The 21783-nt window shown below is 52.6% G+C and carries 21 protein-coding genes; 9 read left to right on the plus strand and 12 right to left on the minus strand.

Annotated elements, in window-relative coordinates:
* The first annotated feature begins 11 nt into the window (after nt 1–11).
* The 6 genes from JQR86_RS21495 to JQR86_RS21520 all read left to right on the plus strand — a co-directional run bounded on the left by JQR86_RS21495 (nt 12) and on the right by JQR86_RS21520 (nt 5837).
* Nucleotides 12–1937, plus strand: a complete 1926-nt coding sequence (locus JQR86_RS21495; protein ID WP_312271904.1) for an HAD-IIIC family phosphatase — start codon at nt 12–14, stop codon at nt 1935–1937.
* Nucleotides 1934–2191, plus strand: coding sequence for an acyl carrier protein (locus JQR86_RS21500; protein ID WP_312271888.1), 258 nt, complete (start codon nt 1934–1936; stop codon nt 2189–2191). The genes JQR86_RS21495 and JQR86_RS21500 overlap by 4 nt, the downstream gene beginning before the upstream one ends.
* Nucleotides 2188–3201 carry a hypothetical protein gene (locus tag JQR86_RS21505; protein WP_019363859.1) on the plus strand — a complete coding sequence of 338 codons (1014 nt, stop codon included), beginning with the start codon at nt 2188–2190 and terminating at the stop codon, nt 3199–3201. Before JQR86_RS21500 ends, JQR86_RS21505 begins: the two co-directional genes overlap by 4 nt.
* A 116-nt stretch (nt 3202–3317) precedes the next feature.
* A complete protein-coding gene (locus tag JQR86_RS21510; protein WP_434136626.1) occupies nt 3318–4280 on the plus strand; it encodes a ribonuclease Z in 963 nt (320 codons plus the stop codon).
* Between the two features lie 618 nt (nt 4281–4898).
* On the plus strand, nt 4899–5477 hold the full coding sequence (locus JQR86_RS21515) for a chemotaxis protein CheB (protein ID WP_434136625.1): 579 nt from the start codon (nt 4899–4901) through the stop codon (nt 5475–5477).
* Nucleotides 5478–5552: 75 nt separating this feature from the next.
* Nucleotides 5553–5837 carry a hypothetical protein gene (locus tag JQR86_RS21520; RefSeq protein ID WP_434136624.1) on the plus strand — a complete coding sequence of 95 codons (285 nt, stop codon included), beginning with the start codon at nt 5553–5555 and terminating at the stop codon, nt 5835–5837.
* Nucleotides 5838–5889: 52 nt separating this feature from the next.
* On the opposite strand, the gene JQR86_RS21525 is transcribed toward JQR86_RS21520, so the two are convergent.
* Together JQR86_RS21525 and JQR86_RS21530 are read right to left on the minus strand one after the other, a co-directional pair.
* Nucleotides 5890–6495, minus strand: coding sequence for a LysE family translocator (locus JQR86_RS21525; protein WP_019363863.1), 606 nt, complete (start codon nt 6493–6495; stop codon nt 5890–5892).
* A 39-nt stretch (nt 6496–6534) separates the two neighbouring features.
* Complete coding sequence (locus tag JQR86_RS21530) at nt 6535–7389, minus strand: AraC family transcriptional regulator (protein WP_010798525.1); 855 nt, start codon at nt 7387–7389, stop codon at nt 6535–6537.
* Nucleotides 7390–7870: 481 nt separating this feature from the next.
* On the opposite strand from JQR86_RS21530, the gene JQR86_RS21535 reads away from it, so the two are divergent.
* Nucleotides 7871–8377, plus strand: coding sequence for an MgtC/SapB family protein (locus tag JQR86_RS21535; protein ID WP_010798526.1), 507 nt, complete (start codon nt 7871–7873; stop codon nt 8375–8377).
* Between the two features lie 246 nt (nt 8378–8623).
* On the plus strand, nt 8624–9295 hold the full coding sequence (locus tag JQR86_RS21540; RefSeq protein ID WP_073450702.1) for a DUF2238 domain-containing protein: 672 nt from the start codon (nt 8624–8626) through the stop codon (nt 9293–9295).
* A gap of 72 nt (nt 9296–9367) precedes the next feature.
* Here the strand turns inward: JQR86_RS21540 and JQR86_RS21545 are convergent, their stop codons facing one another.
* Nucleotides 9368–10039 (minus strand): DUF4396 domain-containing protein, encoded by a 672-nt coding sequence (locus tag JQR86_RS21545; RefSeq protein ID WP_404629421.1) that lies wholly within the window; start codon nt 10037–10039, stop codon nt 9368–9370.
* Between the two features lie 315 nt (nt 10040–10354).
* Here JQR86_RS21545 and JQR86_RS21550 point away from each other — a divergent pair, with 315 nt between their 5' ends.
* Nucleotides 10355–10501 (plus strand): hypothetical protein, encoded by a 147-nt coding sequence (locus JQR86_RS21550; RefSeq protein WP_181123501.1) that lies wholly within the window; start codon nt 10355–10357, stop codon nt 10499–10501.
* Nucleotides 10502–10522: 21 nt separating this feature from the next.
* Here JQR86_RS21550 and cydB read toward each other — a convergent pair whose 3' ends face one another.
* From cydB to JQR86_RS21595, 9 genes are all read right to left on the minus strand, one after another.
* Nucleotides 10523–11545 (minus strand): cytochrome d ubiquinol oxidase subunit II, encoded by a 1023-nt coding sequence (cydB, locus tag JQR86_RS21555; protein ID WP_181123500.1) that lies wholly within the window; start codon nt 11543–11545, stop codon nt 10523–10525.
* A gap of 24 nt (nt 11546–11569) precedes the next feature.
* Complete coding sequence (locus JQR86_RS21560) at nt 11570–12955, minus strand: cytochrome ubiquinol oxidase subunit I (RefSeq protein ID WP_434154995.1); 1386 nt, start codon at nt 12953–12955, stop codon at nt 11570–11572.
* Between the two features lie 80 nt (nt 12956–13035).
* Nucleotides 13036–13518, minus strand: coding sequence for a DUF1641 domain-containing protein (locus JQR86_RS21565; protein WP_010798533.1), 483 nt, complete (start codon nt 13516–13518; stop codon nt 13036–13038).
* Complete coding sequence (fdhF, locus tag JQR86_RS21570) at nt 13518–16502, minus strand: formate dehydrogenase subunit alpha (RefSeq protein ID WP_434154996.1); 2985 nt, start codon at nt 16500–16502, stop codon at nt 13518–13520. The genes JQR86_RS21565 and fdhF overlap by 1 nt, the downstream gene beginning before the upstream one ends.
* A 262-nt stretch (nt 16503–16764) precedes the next feature.
* The gene (locus JQR86_RS21575; protein ID WP_434154997.1) at nt 16765–18009 is read right to left on the minus strand and encodes a cation:proton antiporter; all 1245 of its coding nucleotides are present in this window, start codon (nt 18007–18009) and stop codon (nt 16765–16767) included.
* Nucleotides 18010–18121: 112 nt separating this feature from the next.
* Entirely contained in the window at nt 18122–19327 is a 1206-nt protein-coding gene (locus JQR86_RS21580) for a zinc-dependent alcohol dehydrogenase (protein WP_286788540.1), read from the minus strand.
* A 317-nt stretch (nt 19328–19644) separates the two neighbouring features.
* Complete coding sequence (locus JQR86_RS21585) at nt 19645–20250, minus strand: exopolysaccharide biosynthesis protein (protein WP_434154998.1); 606 nt, start codon at nt 20248–20250, stop codon at nt 19645–19647.
* A gap of 279 nt (nt 20251–20529) precedes the next feature.
* Nucleotides 20530–20670: a hypothetical protein gene (locus JQR86_RS21590; protein WP_313552442.1), complete on the minus strand. Its 141-nt coding sequence runs from the start codon at nt 20668–20670 to the stop codon at nt 20530–20532.
* A 326-nt stretch (nt 20671–20996) separates the two neighbouring features.
* Entirely contained in the window at nt 20997–21782 is a 786-nt protein-coding gene (locus JQR86_RS21595) for a dioxygenase family protein (RefSeq protein ID WP_434154999.1), read from the minus strand.
* Nucleotide 21783: the final 1 nt, after the last annotated feature.

Below are 21783 nucleotides of genomic sequence, written 5' to 3' on the forward strand. Positions count from 1 at the left end.
AGCATTCCATGATGGACCTATTACCCTGGCTTCCCCCTCATCCAGATCTCGGCGCAGCGATCAGCGAGGCCAAGCGAGAGGCAGACCCTGCCAAGCGGCTCAGTCAGGCGGCTTATTTATCCGGATTTCGACGCGACTTCACCCTTACCGCCCGACTGGATAAACTTGCCGCAGAAGGACTGAGTGATCTCACCACAGCAGGAGATCTGGCAGCACTGGGTTGGCGTCCCTTGCGCATCGCCCTGCTTTCCTCCCATACCGTGGATCATCTCGTTCCTGCCATTCGGATCGCAGGTCTCTCCCGGCGTCTGGCCTTGTCCGTGTATGTTGCCCCGTATGGCATGTATCGACAGGCCTTACTAATGGACGACCCTGCGCTATCGTCCTTTGCCCCTCAGGTGATTCTGTTGGCCGTGGATGCAAAAGACACTGCCCTGCAGCTGCCCCTGGATGCATCAGAGGCGCAGGTTTCAAGCGCCGTTGAGACGCGTATCGAGGAGTTACGCCACCTCTGGCGCCTCGCCCGGGAACGTTACGCAGCGCAGGTTATTCAGCAAACGCTTGTCACTACAGAACCCTTGCTCTTCGGCTCATTCGAAGCCCATGTTCCAGCCGCGCCCTTTGCCGTAATCGAGCGGCTCAATACCGCCATCCGTGCAGCGGCAAGGGAAGAAGGTGTACTGCTGATGGACCTGGCGTGGCAAGCTGCACAAGGGATGTATGGCACCGGTCTGGCTGAGCCTGTGCGGTGGCACCAAGCCAAACAGCTGGTCAGCCCAACGCTGGCCCCCCTTTATGGCGATCAGCTGGCAAGGGTTGCTGCCGCTGGGGTTGGTCTCTCACGCAAATGCCTGGTCCTGGACCTTGATAACACTCTGTGGGGCGGCGTGATTGGCGACGATGGTGTTCATGGCATCCAGATAGGCCAGGGATCGCCGGCAGGTGAAGCATTTCTGGCATTCCAGCATTACGCAGGGAATCTGGCCAAACGAGGCATCATTCTCGCGGTCTGTAGCAAGAACGATCTGGCAGTAGCTGAAGCGGCGTTCGACCACCCGGAAATGGGTCTCAAGCGCTCCGATATCGCCGCCTTTGTCGCCAACTGGGAAGACAAGGCCGGCAACCTGCGGCGTATCGCCTCCATGCTCAATATCGGCCTCGACAGCCTGGTCTTTGTCGACGACAACCCGGCCGAGCGTGACATTGTTCGCCGTGAGCTACCCGAGGTGGCGGTGCCGGAACTTCCCGAGGATGTAGCCGACTACCCTACCCGCGTAGCGGCTGCCGGTTATTTCGAGACAGTCTCGTTCACCACAGACGACACTGCACGCAGCCGTCACTATGCCCTTAACGCCGAACGCAAGGGTGCCATGAGCCAGGCAACCGACATGGAAGGTTACCTACGCGGTCTGCAGATGGTTCTTACCGCTACCACTATCGGTCCGGCAGAGTTGATCCGTACTACGCAGCTGATTAACAAGACCAATCAGTTCAACCTTACGACGCGCCGCTACAGCGAAGTGGAGGTCGAACGCCTTGCAGCAGATAATCGTGCAGTTGCCCTTGCGGCGCGCCTGAGCGACAAGTTTGGTGATAACGGCCTGATCAGTGTGGTCCTTGCACGCGCAGATACCGCATGGGCTCAGGATGAACTTCTTATCGATACCTGGCTGATGAGCTGCCGCGTCCTGGGCCGTCAGGTAGAAGAGGCCGTCCTCGACGTACTGATCAAACGCGCGACGGCAGCTGGCTGGGCAGCGCTCATCGGCGAATATCGCCCTACCGACCGGAACGGCATGGTTGCCGAGCATTATGCAGCGCTGGGCTTCGATCATTGCCCAGCACCTGAAGGCGCCATCCCCAACGCCAGCTTCTGGCGTTATGACCTGCTCTCACCCCGTACTTCCCGCCACTTCATCGAGGTTACTGACGTATGAACGATAAGGACATTCTCAACGCACTGACCCAGGTCTTCCGCGACGTGTTCGATGACGACGACATTGTGCTTGCCCCAGACATGACCGCTGACAACATCGACGGCTGGGACAGCCAGACGCATGTCATCCTGATCGTGGCGGCAGAGCAGCGTTTTGGTATCAAGTTCAGGACCGCAGAGCTTGAGTCACTCAAGAATGTAGGCCATTTCGCTCAGATGATCCAATCCAAACTCGAAGGAGCGGCGGTGTCATGAAGACTTCAGCAGCGGATGACAAGCCCACCTCCAGTTCCGGCAGCAGGATTTCTGCCGGCTACCTGCTGGCACTATTTGGCGGAATGGCGGGTGCCCTCGCGGCGTTCTGGATGCTGCTGCTCGGCCTGCGCGGCACAGATAACCTGCCCCCACCGGCATTCTCCAATAGCCTGTGCGTTGATGAGAAACTCAGCTTTCTACGTGAAAACCCCATCGAATCGCCAGACCTGCTGGTGATAGGGTCATCTGTAGCCTGGCGGCATATCGATGGTGATGCCATCGTCAGGCATTCCCCAGGTACGCGCCCGCTGAACGGCGCCTTCTGTGGTCTGCATGCCAATCAATCGGTATACGTTGCCAACTGGCTACTTGACCGGGAACCTACCGTCAGGCATGTCCTGATGGTAGTCGACCCCCAGGACTTTGCGGGTTGCTGGCGTGTTTCGGCTGCCGTATTCAATCGCAACGATGTTGATCAGTACGTGTATGAGAAAACGTCACCCTGGCTTTACTACATGCACTATTTCTCCCCCGGCTCGCTGATGCGCAATGCCTTGAAGGTAAAAGATCAGCGCGCCAACCGTATCGAGTTCGATCCCTTGGTGTTCAATCGCTACGGGGACGGCCCGCTCAATACGGTGAACAGTCGTGAATTGCTTTATGGCCGCCCGGAAGCGCTGGATTCAACCTGTTTCAATGCCCTGCAAACTCTGGCTACCCGTTTGTACCAGGAGGGACGGCAATTAACGGTCGTATCCACGCCATTACATCCTGACTGGAAAGCCCAGCAAGATCCAACAGGTGTATTTCTGGCTAATTTCGACCAGCAGCTTGCTACCGCCCTGGCGCCAACCAAGGCCCAGTATTGGAATGGTGACAAGGAATGGATTACCGCCAAGACATCCTTCATCGATGCAATCCATCTGCGCTGGTCAGCCGCCCAGAAGTTCTCCGAGGCCATGGTGCAAGAAATCCGAATCGCCAGAAATGACGTCGCGCCTGGAACCTGAGCGTTCTGAAATACGCCGACACGGAGGTCGGCAAGTCTCATGCTCACCACCTTACAGCCATCTGCGATATACACTATGTCTTGATACTGGTGCGGCACCAATAAATAGAGGCATTTGTGGATTTACTATTTCTGGGCACGTCCGCCGGCGTACCGACCAAGAAACGCAACGTGACCGGGCTTGCCCTACAGGAAGAGATGGGCAGTGACTGGTTTCTGATTGATTGCGGCGAGGCCACTCAGCACCGGCTACTGCGTACACGTCTGTCGATGCACGACCTGCAGGCCATCTTCATCACTCACGTCCATGGTGACCACTGTTATGGCTTGCCAGGCCTCCTGGCCAGCGCAGGCATGTCAGGCCGAAAGAAGCCACTTCCCATCATTGCCCCGGCGGGCATTGCCGAATGGTTTAACGCGACTCGACAATTCACCCAGCTGTACCTGCCCTTTGACGTAGAGTTTCTGCCGGCTGAGGCGCTGGGGCAGTGGGCATTTCCACGATGGACGGTCGATGCTACGCCCCTCTCCCATCGCGTGCCCTCTTTCGGCTATCGGTTTACCGAAACAGCCCGTGAACCTCATCTAAACACTGAAAAATTGAATGCCGAAGGTATTGCACGCGGCCCAATCTGGGGACAGCTGCGTAAAGGCATTGATGTGGTACATGAAGGCCAAACGTTTAAAAGCGCCGATTATGTGTACTACCCCCATGCGGCTCGCTGCCTGGTCGTCTGCGGTGACAACGATCAGCCCGAGCTGTTGCGGACCTTTTGCCAGCCAGCTCAGGTGCTTGTTCATGAGTCGACATATACACAAGATATTGCAGACAGGGCTGGCGATACATTCGGACATAGCTCAGCGGCCGGGATTGCGAGCTTTGCCCAATCCAGCGGGCTGCCCAATCTTGTCCTGACGCACTTTAGCGCCCGCTATCAAGCCAATCCGGAGCAGTCTCCCTCCATTGAGGATATCCGTAGTGAGGCTGCACACCATTACCAGGGCTCGCTGTTTCTGGCAGAAGACCTTGCTCGATATCGGCTAGCCAAAACAGGGGTACTAAGCCTTGTTTCTGTGTGATTACTAGGTAGATGAGACCGGTAGCATCGTATGTCCTTGAACGCTCACGCCATTGGCTCACTGCTTACCTCCAGCGTCGGCAGAAAGTAGCAGCCGTAATCCGGAATTAAAGCTTATCTGTTTCAGCTACGTAGTCGTATATAAAGATTGATGAATGTTTCAAGATATTACAGGATTAAGACCTAACAGATAGGTCCATAGTTATACACGTACAATTTTCATGTAGAAGATTAAAAAGCAAATCTGCACAATTGCGACGTTCCAACGAAGCGCTATCTTAATCAGCGTCTGGTATCTACTTAGCAAAACTTGTATTTGAATAAAGTTCAAAGAATTTAATAACTTAGCAATTCTGCAACTTATCTTTTACCCAGCTTTCCATTGAATACAGGTTGTATTTGAACCTGTTCTGTAGTGATGTCATAGCTCATGAAGTGTGCTCCTCTGTATCGCCGCGTTTAGTGTGTTGGCGAAGTTGTTGTACTCGCGGCGATACAGTTTTTTATTCCCGTTGTTTTTCCGTCTGTACGCAGCCGCATACGGAGCGTGAGGGCAGTAAGCCGGAGTTACCTTTTCATCAGGACATGCTTTCACAGCGTTTTGCATGAGAAGTTTAAGATGAGCTCAATCAACAACATTGTAGTTATTACCTCCCCCCTTCCTGGTCTTAGAGCCTTATGCCAGCTCGCCAGCACGTTTCCTTCCCGTCTGGAAACCTGTGTCGTTGTGATGCTTCGTGTAGCAACCGACAGCCCTGTAGAGGCGCTCGTAATGCTTATGGGACGCTATACCTTCCTTCCCGTAAAAGTATGCACACCCGGCGAGCTACTCGTGTCGGGCTGCGTCTATCTCACTCCGCCTGGGTATCAAGTCACTATAGAGCCCAAGGGCATGATCAGGCTTAAACGGCTTGATTCCGAAAGGCATGAGCATGCCTCAGCAGATGAACTGTTCACGTCTGCAGCCAAGGTATTTGGGCCGTGTACAATAGGCGCGGTGTTATCAGCATCGGGACGAGACGGCGTCGAGGGCTTGCGCGCCATCAAAGGCGCCAGGGGGATCTGCATTGTAGAGGATCAAAGACAGGCTATTAGCTCGACCACGGCTATTCATGAACTTAGCGCCTGTAACCCGAACTACTGCGTGCCGGTAAAAGAAATGGGGCTTTTGCTTGCCCAACTAACGACTCAGCACTAACCCGCTTCATGTGACATCGCGACGGATCGTATTTAACCGTTTTTGCTTAATGATCAATGCTGCAAGAGGTATCTTATGTCCGTGCCTGAGTTTTCTGACAAGGAAATCCTCACCTACACACTGGATGTCTTGAGAGAGCAGATTTGCCTGTATCGCGAACAGGTACCTGCCCCACTGCTTAACAATATCGAACAGGTTCTGGGTAGGCCGGTATGCAAGCCAGCCGAAGAACTCGAACAGCTGCGTTTCAACCAGTGGCTAGCATTGCACGCGTTCGATGCTCCTCTGGATGTTCATGAGAGAAAATGGTTATGGAAGGGCTGGCTGGCTCGAGCCAAATATCCTGAAAGTACTACATGAAGACAGCCATAGTTAGGCCAGGCAGTTGTCTGGCCTAACTATGGGACAAACATCAAAGCAGGCTCAGCCAAGCCGATCCCAATAACAGCAGGCCCATGAGACGGTTGAAGTATCTGACACGGGTGGCAGAATCGAGCCAGCGCGAAACGCTTGCGCCTAGCACTGCCCATGCCGTCAGACACGGAATCGATATCGCAAAGAATACAGATGTCAGCTGTACCACCTGCGCGGCCTTGTCTGACCCGGCTTGCGTAAATACGCTGATAACGGCGATCGCCATCATCCAGGTCTTTGGATTTATCAGCTGCAACCCGGCCGCGCCGCCAAACCCGACGCGCTTGTCATTGGCCATGGACTCACTCATCTCATTCAATGGCGTGGCTGGGCTGCTAAAGATCTGCCAGGCCAGATAACTTAACCACAGCACGCCGGCCGTGCTCATCACGAGCTGGATCAACGGGTAGCTCGTCAGGCTTTCGCCAATCCCCACGCCTGTTACCAGCACGATACCGGCCGCGCCCGCACACCCGCCCAGCACAATAGGTAATGCTTTCCAGAATCCATAGCGGGCACTGTGACTTAGCACCAGGATGTTGGTAGGCCCTGGAGTGATGGAGGCTACCAGAGAGAACAGAATGAACGGCACAGAAATCATCATATCGACTCCACAGTTATACGGCTGAAGTCGATTGTGGTGTTAGCTGCGTGAGGCGTCTGGAAGATTTGAGCAACGCTTGCGGTAGCTGGCTGGAGTCAGCCCATAGGCGCGGCGGAACCAACGGCCCATGTGGCTCTGATCCGCAAAACCGAGTCTCATGGCAACCTCGGCCGGTTGATCGCCTTTCGCCAACATAAAACGAGCCTTGGCGAGTCGCAGCTGGATGAGGTAAGCATGCGGTGCCAAACCAAAGGCGGCCTTGAAGGCTCGGGTCAAGCGAAATCGATCCACACCTACGGTATTAGCAAGCTCATCCAGGCCTACATCGTCCTGCATGTGAGCGTGAAGATAATCTCGAACGCGATAAGCCACCAACGGAAGTCTGGGATCATAAGCTCCCCGCATTCGCCATTTCACATGGTCGGTCAGCTTGATCAGCAATTGATCCAGCGCGGTCTGCCTTACTATTCTCAACTCATTGTATTCGAGCGCCTTGAACGCATCGGCAATAGCGATCATGAGTTCGGTCTGATCGGTCAGTGTCGCGCCAAAACTGGGAAGGCATTGTACAGGCGCATCCTCATGCAACATCCTCAGCTCACGCTCGATCCACTGCGGCTCCAGATAAAGCATGGAGTAGGTAAACCCACCCTCTGCCGGCGCATGGCCATCGTGAATCTCACCCGGCTCAAGCATGAAGACCTTACCAGGGGTGCTGACGTGCAGCGCATTCCGGCAGCTGAACTGCTGCACGCCTTGCTCGGTAAACCCTACAAGATAGCTGTCATGCCAATGGGGATCATAGGCATGACCCTCAAAATGAGCACGAATGGTCTCGATACCGGTTTCGGCGTCCTGGTTCAGGTGAACCCAGCTTTTCCTGTCGTCTGTCATAGTTAGGACTTTCGCCTTGATATCATGGACGGCAACAAACAGATCGTCTTGGGATCGTATCAGCCTCTTTCCCATTGAATCTGGAACATTTGTGCAGTCATATTGAGCGTTGACTTAATTGGCGCAGCCAGGACCAACCCAGGAATCTGTTCAAACGACATGCGTGCAGACCAACATCCCGCTTGTTTCTTGGAACAGTAACGGTTAGATCTCGAAGCGATCTAACCCGGTTTCTCGAGCCAGTCTTTCCGTCTGGAAAGAGTACCATCGAAAAACACGGGACGTATTGGTGCTTACGCCTAATAGCCGTAGTGTGCGATTTCTTGCTCTCCGTGAATAAACAGTAAAGTAAATTCTATGTTTGACAGACGATTGTTAACGGCGGTTAAAAGCGAAAAGTGCATGCGTCTGCAGCTAAATTTCCTTTGCAGACTTAGCGCCGCTTGTTGGGGCCGGAACAGCCCTTATATAGGAATGTGTAATGAGCGATACTTGGGAAATTATCAAGGCCACTCTATGTGAGGAGTTCGCCGACTTTCTTGATCCTGCGCAGACAACACGTCTTGTGCTTCGCCTAACGCTGGCAGCCTTTTTAGGAGGGCTACTGGGTTTAGAGCGTGAACAATCTGGCAAGGCGGCAGGTATTCGTACCCATATGCTAGTTGCCTTGGGTTCAGCCCTCTTTGTCCTCATTCCTTCGATGATGGGAGTTGGTAGTACCGACCTTAGTCGTGTCATACAGGGACTGGTTACAGGAATAGGCTTCCTTGGCGCAGGCACAATAATAAAAGGCCACGACTTGAATCATGTGAAGGGCCTGACGACCGCTGCCGGGATCTGGTTGACCGCTGCGATCGGCATGGCGGCGGGTTCGGGCCGGGAAATGGCAGCTATCTTTTGTACCCTCCTAGCACTAAGCATTTTTTTCCTGCTACCGCGGATACTCCCACTAAATGACCAACCCTCCACCAAGTCAGACGATATCTAATCCTATGGGCTTAAAGCCTGCCTGAGGTGATAAACCCCGCGGGATGGCTTACTGCTTCCGGCTTGCCAAAACCTGCATGCATGAGCATTAGGGACGGGATATCGGCCGCTTATGGAAAGGCGCCTCTCAAGGAATCTTCACGCGTCTAAGTACGTCAGTATAGAAGTAGGTAAGCACTCGGAGCGCTGAGTAGACAGCATTATCCAGTTTCCGACTGTTTTGATTTAGGCGTTGTCAGGAGTTTTCATGAGAGAGGATTCGTATCGTCAGTACGTCCTGACGCTAACGGTTGTATTTGGAGCGATCTGGGTTTTACTGGCGATTTCTCCCGTTAAACGGGGGGATTGGCTGATGGAAAATCTGCTTGTCGTGCTGTTTGTGTTGGTTCTAGCGATTAGCCACCGGAAATTCATGTTTTCACGTACCTCATTCAGCCTGGTTTTTCTGTTTCTCTGCATTCATGAGGTAGGTGCTCACTATACATATGCTCAGGTGCCATACAATGCCTGGTGGCAGGCATTAACTGGCCAGACGCTTGATGAGGCCATGGGGTTTCAACGTAATCAGTTCGACCGCTTGGTGCACTTTAGTTATGGTTTGCTGCTGGCTTACCCTATCCGCGAGGGTTTACTGCGACTAGTCCCGGTGCGTGGTTTTCTAAGCTACTTCCTGACGCTCAATCTCATACTCTCGTCGTCGGCCGTGTACGAGCTTATCGAATGGATCGGAGGTGCCTATCTGGGTGGCGATGCCGCTAAGGCATTTGTAGGCGCCCAGCAGGACCCATGGGACTCGCAAAAAGACATGGCAATGGCGACGGTAGGAGCGATTGTCATGCTCTTAGGTGCTGCGACAGTCAATGCATTTCACCGACAAGATTTTGCCCTGCAGTGGGCAAACCGCTTCAAGCAACGGTAGAGCTGCTTGATATAGGGGCTCTCTTTGCACCACAGGTAGCCGAAGGACATGGCTACGGGCGGTACAAAATTTTCACATCGCTTCCTTGATCCCCCGCTTGATCAACCAGGCATTAACCGGATAACTCACACAGAACCCTACCAGCATGGCGATCTGCATCATGAACCAGAACGCGGGCTCATGCTTGGGAAGCGCTTCTTGACTGAACACGGCAAACAGGCAGATCGCCATCCATCCATACATCCCAACTTGCCAGGCAATTAGTGAAAGCGTGTCAGCTTTAACAGCAGCGACCAATCCTTGCTTAGGGCTTAATTCGCGCATCGGCTTGATGCTGAAGTATTGAAAAATAATGCCAATAAGAAAAGCCAGAATAAAATCGATAATCCAAGTAGCGAAAACAGGACTACCAAGAACGGTGACAGGAATAGCGATAGTAAGCGTCTCGGCAATCAAATCCCCCAATGTGCAACCACTTCCACAATGACTTGCTCCTAAGGCGACGCGTTGCCTGAAGGATCGTTGTTCATGGTTTCGCTGGTGACTCATCTTTACCCGGCCTACAGTGAGATAGCCCCACAAACCCAAAGGGCCAGCCCACAACATAGTGATGGGCCAGACGACGTTCATGATTCTCATATGCTGTGGATGATGGTAAATATCAAACACAACCCACAGGGCACATACCACCGCCACAATAAGCGAAACTGCCGAAACACAATGCAACCAGTCCGGTACGGACATAAAAGCTCCTGCTGATAAAACAGCTATTTAGTTTCAACAACCAGCCATAAAGACTGGTTATCAAGCGTTGCTCAGCGTACTGCTGAGCTTTTATATGGATATCGTGATCACGCGACGGGCACTTCCAGTAAGGAAGAAAGAGTCTTCGACAGGTGTTCCAAGGCTATATGTAGTCTTTCTATTAGGTACTGCTCACCCTCAAGGTGTGCCCGCAGCCCTCGCGAAATCAGACCAATGGCGTCTGTGTGGCTGAGCATTAAGGTCGGAAGTCCTTTCCAATTAATACAACTTATCTACTCGCCATGTGAGGTAGTCATGACCAATGAACGTAATCAGCCAGTACACCAAAGCCCACGCGGAACGCCTGATACACCGGCTGGCGATACGGCTGATACCGATGATGATCGGGTTGGGCCGGCGCCTATTCCAGGAGGCTGCGACATGACTGAAAAAAACAGTTAGCCTTATAGATAGGCGCATATCTTAGCTATCGCTTGTATGCACCTGGTTCTTTGGCCTGATCTTTCCACGAAAAACCCAGAAGCCAAAGGTGCTATACACCAGCGTAACGGGTATCAGAATAGCAAAGCCTCCTAGCACAAGCATTTGGCTCAAAGGGGCCGAGGAGGCCTGCGAAATTGTGAGAGTGGGCGGTATAACCAAAGGGTACAACGCAACGATCATTGCCCCATAAGCCACTATGAACCAACCGAGTACAGCAAATAGGGGTAGAAAATGATGCGTCCAAGAGAAAGCGCGCCAAAAGACGATCATCAGCCCTACCAGCAACAGCGTAATTGGTCCTCCAATTGACGGCTCCAGCCAGCGCTCCTCATTTACCGTATTCAAGCCAAACGTCCAGGTGACAATACCGGCAAGCAAAACCAATGTGGCCGGGGCAAGGATTCGTGCCTGACGACGCGACCTCAGCTGGAGATCATCTGCGGTGCGCCAGTACAACCAGCAAGCCCCCAGCAATGCATAGCCCACAACAAGCACGAAACCGCAAAAGAAAGCGAAACCACTGCACCATTCCCAACCGTTGCCACTGTATTGTCCCTTTTCGTGGGGAATGCCCTGAATTAGCCCGCCGAGTACAATGCCTTGGCAAAAGGACGCTACAAGAGAGCCGCCCATAAACGCCATATCATGCAGTCGTTGCCTTCGCTCTGTCTTGGCACGGTCACGAAACTCGAGTGCAACGCCTCTAAATATCAGCGCCAGCAGCATCAGGATAATGGGCGCATACATCGCAGATAAAAATATGCTGTAGGCCGCAGGAAACATAGCGAGCAACCCACCACCTCCCAAGACCAACCAGGTTTCGTTACCGTCCCAGATTGGCAGGATAGAGAACGCCATGACATGGCGATGCCTTGCCTTGCGATTGGCCGCAAATAAAATTCCAACGCCCAGGTCAGTGCCATCCAGAATAACGTACGTCAGTATGGAGAACGCCAGGGCGCCTGCAGATAACAGATGTATAAGCTCATCAGACAACGGCATATAGGCCCCTTTGAAAGCATATGCTTAGTTGCTTGTATTACTGCCCGTCTCGTTTGCCAACTCAGGCTCCGGTCCTGGTTCGTCCCGTTTCGGCTCTCTTGCAATGGCGCGCATCAGGTATACGAGTCCGATGCCAAATACCAATAGGTAGACGGCGATGATGCTAATGAACGAAGTAGTTACAAACGATAAAGACACGGGAGAGCTACTTTCAACGGTACGGAGCATCCCATAAACCGTAAAAGGTTGCCTTCCTACTTCGGTAACTACCCAGCCACAAAGCATGGCTACAAAGCCTGCCGGAGCCATCATCAATACAAGGTTATGCAGCCATCGTGCACTGTATAAATGACCGCGCTTGCGTACCACAAGACTGGCGACACCAACACCTGCCATTAAAAATCCCAGCCCAACCATAATGCGAAAAGCAAAAAACACGATAGGAACCGGGGGGATATCCGCAGGCGGAAATTCGTTGAGACTTTTGATCGTGCCCGTCCAGTTATGACGCAGGTATAACGAGCCGATATGAGGAATAGCTATCTCATAGTGATTGCGCTTTTCATCCATATCAGGAATAGCAAACAACCTTAAAGGCTCACCTTTTCCTGTCACAGGCCTGTCCCATGAGCCCTCCATGGCCGCTACCTTTTGTGGCTGATGCTCAAGCGTATTTTCGCCATGCAAATCACCTGCGATGAGCTGCATGGGTCCTACGATAGCGGCAACCCACATCGCCATAGAAAACATGATGCGGGCACGAGCGTTACGTGAATTCCTCAACAAATGCCAGGCTCCGGCAGCGCCTACCAAGAACGCAGTTCCTAAAAATGCAGCAAGGGTCATGTGAGCCAGACGATAGGGAAAAGATGGATTGAAGATGATTTCAAACCAGTTCTCAGGCAGAAATCGACCATCTGGGGCGATGACGTAGCCAACCGGGGTATGTAGCCAGGAGTTAGCCGACAATATCCAGAAAGCGCTGAACAGCGAGCCCAATGCCACAGCACAGGTGGAAAAGAAATGCAGCTTTGGGCCAACTTTTTTCAGGCCAAACAGCATGATGCCGAGAAAGCCTGCTTCCAGAAAGAAAGCCACCATGACTTCAAAAAACATGAGCGGCCCAATAACTGAGCCGGCCTTGCTGGAAAGCCTGCTCCAGTTGGTTCTAAACTCAAACTCCATGACCAGGCCTGAAGCAGTTCCTACTGCCACGTTCAGTGCGAAGATTTTCAGCCAGAACTTGTACACATCCATGTAAGCCGAATTTTTCTTCCACAGCCAGAGCGCCTCGAGCGCCATGAGAAAGTTCGCCAAACCTATGGAGAATGCTGCCAGCACGATATGAAAACCAATCGTGACGCCAAACTGAGCTCTAGCGACCAGCAATGTTGGGTCAGAAGGGTCCATCAGCTACTCTATATCCAGACATGAATACTTGGTAATGCCCGCCTCATAAGTACCGCGGGCGGGCTTGCCATGAATGAAAGCTATGCACTGCTAGGCTTTCCCGTAAACTCGGAGATGGGCTTGTCTACATCCTTGTCCAGCCGCTCGGCAAAGACCTTGAGCCCTTCGATAATAGGCGTGATGGCCTGCCACAACGCGTCATCATGCAGCATCTTGTAGGCTCCCGTGACGCCGGGCGCTTCGGTCTCGCCCTCTCCGGACTTGTAGCCACTGACATGGGTGAAGGCATCTTTGAAAGCGAATGTCACCTTATAGAACTGCTCGGGCGGGATGCGAGACAATGCCATGGCCAGAATCGACATGTTTTGAATGGCATTAAGCGTACCCTCCTTGTTAAGACCATCCACCAACACCTTGGCTACCTGCGTATTGGCTGCTATCAGGTCGTTGGCAAAACGTAAGACCCCATGCTCGTGCATCGTCTGAAGCAGACGTTCCAACTCTTCGTGAGCATCGGGGCCGATCTTGGGTGGTTTAACATCGTGACTGATACGTTCGGCCATTAGAATCTCTCCGGGTGAGGGGCTTGTTCGAGCGGCGAAACATAATCATCTCGCGCCCACTTAACCTGAACGACCTGTGTGGGTACCCCCTCAAGTGGGGTACGATTGCCGTGCCGGAAATTTCCATGAGGAATCGGCTGGTTGAATTTCTCTTTCGGGAGAACCTCCAGCCTGACTGCCGTCTCCTTGTACGCCGGTGTATTAACGTCGGGATCATGATGTTCACCGGTCAGTTTGTTGAGACCAGGCTTACCCTGGTGAATCGGCATAAAAAGCACGTGCCCTTTTACTCGATTCGTTACCACAACAGGTACTTCAACCGATCCGCGACGTGAAATAAGACGTACCCAGGAACCCTCTTCAAGACCGCGTTCGGCAGCCAGTTCAGGGCTGACTTCTACAAACCAGTTTGGAGAGAGTGAAGTGACCCGCTTCCCCTTGTCGGTCTGGTTCATGCTCTGAAAGTGCTCAAGCATGCGCCCGTTATCAAGTATCAGGTCGTACTCGCTGTCAGTGTCTTCCTCAGGTGCTTTCCATTCCAGCGGGTATAACACCGCCTTACCATCATCGGTATGAAAGCCATCAGTGTAGAGAAGCGGCGTGTCGGTCCCGTCCGGCTTCATTGGCCACAGTAACGACTTCCAACCTTCAAGCCGCTCATAACTAATCCCGTTGAAAATAGTTGCAATGCCGGACACTTCATCCATGATCTGAGAGGGATGGGTATAACCCCAGTCATGTCCCATACGTGCAGCCAGATCAGTCAAGATACGCCAGTCAGGGCGACTGTCACCCAACGGAGGCATAACTTCATAGAAGCGTTGAATACGTCGCTCGGTATTCACAAAGGTGCCGTCTTTTTCGATGCTCGGACAGCCTGGCAGTACCACGTCGGCGAACTCGGCTGTGCGACTCAGAAAAATATCCTGAACGACGAAAAAGTCCAGCTTGGTAAAGGCCTCATGGACATTCTTGGAATCGGCATCGGAAAACGCCGTCTCCTCGCCAATGATATACATCGCCTTGATCTTGCCCTCATCGGCATCCTGTACCATCAGAAAGTTGTCCTGACCAACCTTGTTGGACAGTTTGTCCGGTGGCACTCCCCAGGCCTTGGCCCATTTGGCACGTGCCTTCTCGTCTGACACTTTCTCGTAGCCGGGATACATGTTTTTCAGGCAACCGAAGTCACTGGCACCCTGTACATTATTATGCCCCCGCATCGGATAGCCACCGGTGCCTGGCTTGCCATAGTTGCCAGTCACCAGCAGCAGGTTGGATAGGGCTGTACTGGTATCGGCACCATGGCTGTGCTGGGTAATACCCATTGCCCAACAGATGCAGACCGACTTGGCCGTACCGATCATTTCAGCGGCCTCGATCAGTTGTGACTGGGAAATGCCTGTCATCCGCTCGGCAAACTCCAGGGTAAAGGGCTCCAGCGAATGACGATACTCATCCACTTGATTGACTTGACTCGTCAAAAAGGCCATATCGGCATAGCCATGTTCGAACATATAGCGAGACATGGCCGAAGCCCAGATAAGGTCGGTGCTCGGCTTTATGCGCAGGAAAATGTTTGCACGTTCAGCCATCTCATGCTGACGTGGATCAACCACGATCAGTTTTTGACCGTGATGCTTTTGAGCGGCCTTGATCTTCGAGGCAATGACCGGATGATTCTCCGACATATTGCTGCCCACAATGATGACCAACTCGGCCTTTTGCAAATCTTCAATGGTGCCCGAGTCACCACCATGTCCAACGGTACGGAATAATCCCTTAGTGGCTGGGTTCTGACAGTAGCGTGAAGAGTTGTCTACACTGTTGGTGCCGATAATCAGACGGGCAATCTTTTGGGTTAGATAGGCCTCTTCATTACTGGCCTTGCTGGAGCCAATAAAACCTATGCTGTCCGATCCATAAGTATTACGGATTTCCAATAGACGACGAGCAACCAGATCCAGTGCCTCGTCCCAACTGGCTTCACGAAAACGGCCATTTTCACGGATGAGGGGCATCGTGAGGCGTTTGGGATCGTTGACGAAGTCCCAGGCAAATTTACCTTTGACGCATGTGGAAATACCATTGGCCGGTGCGTCGACCACAGGCTGCACCTTGAGAATATTACGGTCCCGTGTCCACATCTCGAAGGAGCACCCTACGCCACAGTAGGTGCAAACCGTTTTGGTGCGCTTTATTTCCGGCTGCCGCCATTTCATATCCATGACCGAAATGGCCGTAATGGGCGGCGCGCCAATGGTATTTTCAAGTGTCTTGATCGCATCGATCATGGGCCGCTTAAGCTCTTGCGGCATTGAAGTAAACGGTCCGGCATTGGGCTGCATGGTTTTTTCCAACAGCGCATTGCAGGGGCAAACCGTGACGCAGTGGCCGCAGCTTACACAGCTTGACCCCTCGATTTGTTCACCGCCATCCCAGAGCACCCGGGGATGCTCCATGGAAAAATCTATGCTTAACGTCTCGTTGACTTCGACATTCTGGCAAGCCTCCACACAGCGCCCACACAGAATGCATTGATCGGGATCATAAGTGTAAAAAGGATTGGAGTGGTCCTTGTCGTAAGGCTTACGCTGAAACTTGTAGCGCTGAATTGGAAGATGCATGTCCGCTACAGTGTTATGCAACGTGCAATCGCCCGTATTGTGTTCGCAGACAGTGCAGTAGAGTTCGTGCTTGGCCAGAATGCGATCCATTCCCTCATGCTGCGCCTTACGTGCCTCACCCTGGCTGGATAGCGTCATTCCATCAGCGGTGCGGATTGTGCAACCACGTACCAGCTCGCCATCCTGTTCCACCCAGCATACATCACAGGTCTTCAATGGCCCCAGCGCACGGTGATAGCACACATGAGACAAATGAATATCGTGCTCAGCCAGAAAATCAATCAGAGGGATGTCTGCTTTTCCAGTCAGTAATTGCCCGTCATAGGTGATGGTGCATTCGGTTGTATCGCTATTCATCAGGATTGCCCTGTCGCTGAAGCTCGGTGGGTTAGCGCACTTTTTGGTGCAAGCATCACGGTTAGCAGCCCTCACGACGTTGCTAATACACTAAAGACGGAACTGCCTGGGTATTAGCAATTGAAAAGCCACTATTGTTGTAAGTGTTTCTTACAGACGCCCTTGTTTAAGGAATTGTTCCAACAACTTTGGCTTATCAGACCCAAGGTGATGACATGTGAGGGTACCGTCCCCATACGGTTGAATCATGGGCATCAGATCATTACCCGGAGCTCTTTTCTGTTACATGTCTTACCAGCCGACCAATGGTGAGCCCTTGAATCAGGATTGAGAACAGAACAATCAGGTAGGTTAGATTCAGCACCAGATTACGTTCGTCGCCTGCTGGCAATGACAACGCCAACGCCACTGATATACCGCCGCGTAAGCCACCCCATGTCAGTACCTGAGCCGATCCTTTAGGCATTTCCTCACGCCAAAACCTGACTAGCAGAAGCGGAGGTGCCACAGTCATGAAGCGCACCGCAAGGATGGTTAGCATCAAACAGAGGGCAATGAATAGATATAACCAGTCGAACGGACGCAGGATCAATTCCAGCCCAATCAGTACAAACAGCACAGCATTGAGACTCTCATCTATCAGCGTCCAGAAAGTGTCAAGGTTGCGTCGGGTCTTGTCTGACATGGCCATGGCGCGGCCATGATTGCCGATAATCAGCCCAGCGATGACCATTGTGATAGGGCCCGAAAGCTGGAGATGGGTGGCCAGTGTGTAGCCCCCGATGACGAGTGCCAGCGTTAGCAATACTTCAACCTGATATTCATCGATGCTTTTTAGCATCCAGAAAACCAGGCCCCCAAGTATCCCGCCAAAGAGGATACCTCCTCCGGCCTCTTCGGCGAACAACCATAGTGCCTCACCAAACCCAGGCACCTTGTCTGCCTGCAGCACGCCTACCAAGACGGTAAACACAACTACCGCCACGCCGTCGTTAAAGAGCGACTCTCCGACAATGGTGATTTCCAGGCTTTTGGGCGCGCCTGCCGATCGCATGATGCCCAATACGGCAATCGGGTCCGTAGGCGCGATCAACGCACCAAAGACAAGGCAATAGATAAGCGAAAGGTCCATCTCGAAGGCCTGGAGTATCCACCTGGAGGCCAAGCCGATCGTCAATGTAGAAATGATGACGCCTATTGTTGCCAGCAGACCAATGGCCCATCGGCGCTGGTGCAACTCACCCAGGTCAACATGCAGGGCACCGGCAAACAGGATAAAGGAAAGCATGCCATCCATTAGCAATCGGTTGAAGTCGACGCGGGACATTACGTCCTCGACCCGTTCTTCCAGACCAGGCATCCCAGCAAGGCTTAAACCATGCAGCAGAAGCGAGCAGGCCAGTGCAATAGTCATCACGCCAATAGTGGGCGGCAATCCTACAAAGCGATAATTCAAATAGGCAAACAGTGCCGTGAAACTGACAAAAATAGCGGCCAGCTCAAGCATGATGATGTCCTTGCGCGTTCGGCCTAGCTTCGACGTCAATACAGAGAAATACTAGGTAATGCGATGGCTGATCACTATCCAAAAACAATGACCAGCCCAAGGGAAAAGTAGCTTATTGTGGCAACAACTCCACCTTGATCCACCCCTCTTTGCGCTTGTCGAAAGTTTTGAAAGCGCTCAAGGCATCCGTCAGGTGCTGGTGTTGGGTAATAATCTTGGACGGGTCGATTCGGCCTGACAACGTGAGGTCAATCAGCTTGGGAATATATTTGCGGTGATGGCAATTGCCCATGTTGATCGTCAGGTTCTTGTTCATCGCCGCGCCAATAGGGAATCCACGAAACTCGGGCGGATATACTCCGATGATCGAAAGCGTACCGGCCTTGGCCAATCCTTCCACAGCCCATTGCAGTGCCTGGCTAGGTGCATTACCAGGAACCCAATTACCATTCTGCGGGTTCTGCTCAGGTGCATTAGCTTTAGCCTCCTGCTCCTGCCCTTCTATGTCGCTACTTTCGACGGCTTTTCCACTGTGTGCATGGACGGCATCGATGCCAACTGCATCAATTGCGCGATCGGCACCGATTCCTCCGGTTAGCCGCACCAGGGTCTGTACTGGATCTTCCTTGTCGAAATTGATGCATTCAGCACCCAACTCGCGCGCCTTTTCCAAACGGTCCTCAAGACAATCGATTGCAAAGACACGCCCGGCGCCCAGCAGCTTGGCGCTAGCAACAGCAAAAAGGCCTACGGGACCACAGCCGTACACCGCCACGGTGTCACCATCCTTGATTTCAGCCATCTCGGCTCCAAAGTAGCCGGTCGGGAAGATATCCGACATGGCAATCGCCTGCTCATCGTTAATTTCGTCAGGGATCTTGATCAAGCCAATGTTGGCGTAGGGAATACGAGCCTTTTCTGCCTGCAGCCCATTGAAAGGACCAGTAGCTGCCGGACCGCCAAAAAATGACGTACCTGCCTGGTTGCCATTTGGATTGGCCACATCACACTGAGCAAAATAGCCGGCCCTGCAATAGGAACAGCTTCCACAGGCTATGGTGGAAGGAATGATCACCCGATCACCGACCTTCAGGTTTCGTACATCGCTGCCCAGCGCTTCAACAACGCCAACGCCTTCATGTCCAAGAATGGTGCCCTCTTTCATGCCGGAAAAGCTGCCGCGTATGAAGTGCAAATCAGTGCCACAGATGGCTGAAGCCGTCAGCCTGACAATGGCATCCGTCGGCTCCTGAATGTTGGGTTCGGGCACATCATCAACCCGGATATCACCGATACCATGAAATACGACAGCTTTCATTTTGCCTCCTGATCTAAGGGGGATGGAATGCCAGGGCTCTAACGATCCACGAGGCACACGGCGCCATCATGATCGAAACCGGTTCATATGCCAGCAGCTATGCCGTGGATACTGTAGAACTTGCGACTCCCAGGATTTCAGAGGCGTTCCCTGATTACATATATTTCAGACATGCGTAGACGTTCGTTACGTTTGAGAATTAACGTCTGGTACACCAGAAAGGTGGTTTGCAAAAAAGCCGGAAATTTTGCGGGCTGACACGTCCTTAACGAATCCGTTGAAGAACCTCGTGTTCCTCTACAGCGGCGCTAAGGCCCTTATCCTCCTGCTACACCTGTAATCGCTAAATAGAACGCTATCAGCGAAACAGCCATACCTAACAGGACGACTACGCCATCCTTTGCTGTCAACCCAAGACCAAAAAGACAAATAGCCGAGAATGGAGCCAGACTAGCAAATGGTATGAACTCCAGAGGCGGTACAGAGGTTGTCAATATCAGGCATATTGCCGCAATAAGACGAACAAAGGTTTTCTGCGTAGCCCAGCCGAGGCGCGGCCGGATGACCTTGTCCAGCCCTCGTATGACTTTACGAACCTTGTTCAGGCCTGACTCGATCTTCTGACTTTTAACAGAACGTTTAGCCAGGAACCGAGGCATCCAGAAATGATTACGTCCAAACAGCATCTGAAGTGCGAAGACCGCAACGATCAGCGCAAAGAAAGTCGATGCGCCCGGTACGCCGCCTACCGGACTGATTTCGATGATAGACGGGACGAATAAAAAAGGACCATAACTACGCTGCCCTATCTCACGTTTGATATCACCAACCGATACCTTATCTTTCTCTTTACCCAGCTCAATAACACCATCGATTACGTCTTCCAGGCATTCCGATTTTGCAGTGTTGTTTCCGTTTGACATCTATCCCCCCATGGCTCTCTGGCACAGACTCACTTTTTAAATATTAGTGTCTTGGGACAGCAGTACGGGTCAGCGTTGATCACGCACAGTGTCTTCAGCTAGATGAGGTTCAGGGGTAGAAGCATGTATCGGCGGGGCACTGGTCATGAAAGTCTCCAGATTCAAGTGTTGAAAGGCTTGGCTTGAGGTGCTGTTCAGACCATTGCGGCAGTAACATCAGCACCCATTGCTAAATGGCCCAGCTGCGGCTAGGCCATTTAGCATCCCATCAACAACTCATCAGCGTTTTGTACCTTCCTCATGAGGTGGTGCTGAGAAGTCATCATTGGCAATAGCGTCACCGTCTGGATCAACCTCGTCTCCAGGTGCCAACGGATCCGAACCCTGTGCTTTCGAAATGTCTTGGCCGTCGGTATTCATATGCCTGTCTCCCCTATTCATTGTTTATGCCTAAGGTTAGAGACCATGACCCTAGGGCTGTTCAACTTCTGCCATACCGGCGGTCTTACTGTTCGAATTCAATATCAAGCCATGGGTTATCCGACCAAGAGGTACTCAAGCGCTGATCTAAGCGAATGCGCCGAGCTGGTCCTCACTAACCTGGACGTTAGTGAATGATTAAGGTTTGGCAATTGCCTAAACGCTCAAAGAGTCGTTTTGACTTTTCCTACCTTATTAGCGAGAAAATAAAAAGGCTGCACCAGATCAGGCAAAGCCTGCAGCCGGAGGGCTCTTTTACCTGTGTCTCAAGCGGATCGCTCAAATCGGTACACATCCATCGCCAGTATTTGATGGTTTATCTCGCTGATCCATACGCGTGCCTCGCTTTGCTCACCCGCTGCACCCAATGCAACGAAAAGAGGTAACAAGTGCTCATCACTCGGGTGAGCCTGGACGCCCTCCAGTGACTGCTCACGGTAGCCCAGCAGAGCGGCTATATCTCGAGCCTTCAAGCGGTCTTGCATCCATGCCTGAAAGTCTGTGACGTAGCGGGGAACGGACCGGTGCGGCCTGCGAAAATCGCCCAGGTTATGTGTCAGACTGCCTGACGCGATAAGAAGTACGTCGTCAGCCAATGATGACGCTAATGCCTGACCGAGCTGGTAGTGATAGGCAGGGCCCTTGTTTTCATCAATGGACAGGTTGACGACTGGAACATCGGCATCAGGATACATGTAACGCAGTGGCACCCACGCGCCATGATCCAGCCCGCGATTAGGATCAGTACGTACCGGCAACCCTTGAGCCTGCAACGCCTCTGCCAGCTGAAAAGCCAGGTCAGGTTCACCCGGCGCGTTGTAGCGCAGCGCATAAAGCGCCTGAGGAAAGCCATAAAAGTCATGGATGGTGTCATGCTGCGCGGTCGTTCCGAGCACTGGATATGGCGCCGAAAAATGAGCAGATACCATCACAATAGCTCGCGGACGTGGTAACGCCGCGGCAAGCTCCGTCCAGGCCTGCCCTGCCCGCCCTGCATCCAATGCCTCCATTGGCGAACCGTGGGATATGAAAATCGTGGGAAGTCGGCTCATG

Source organism: Pseudomonas sp. JZ134 (genome assembly GCF_051027695.1).
GTDB lineage: Bacteria > Pseudomonadota > Gammaproteobacteria > Pseudomonadales > Pseudomonadaceae > Chryseomonas > Chryseomonas luteola.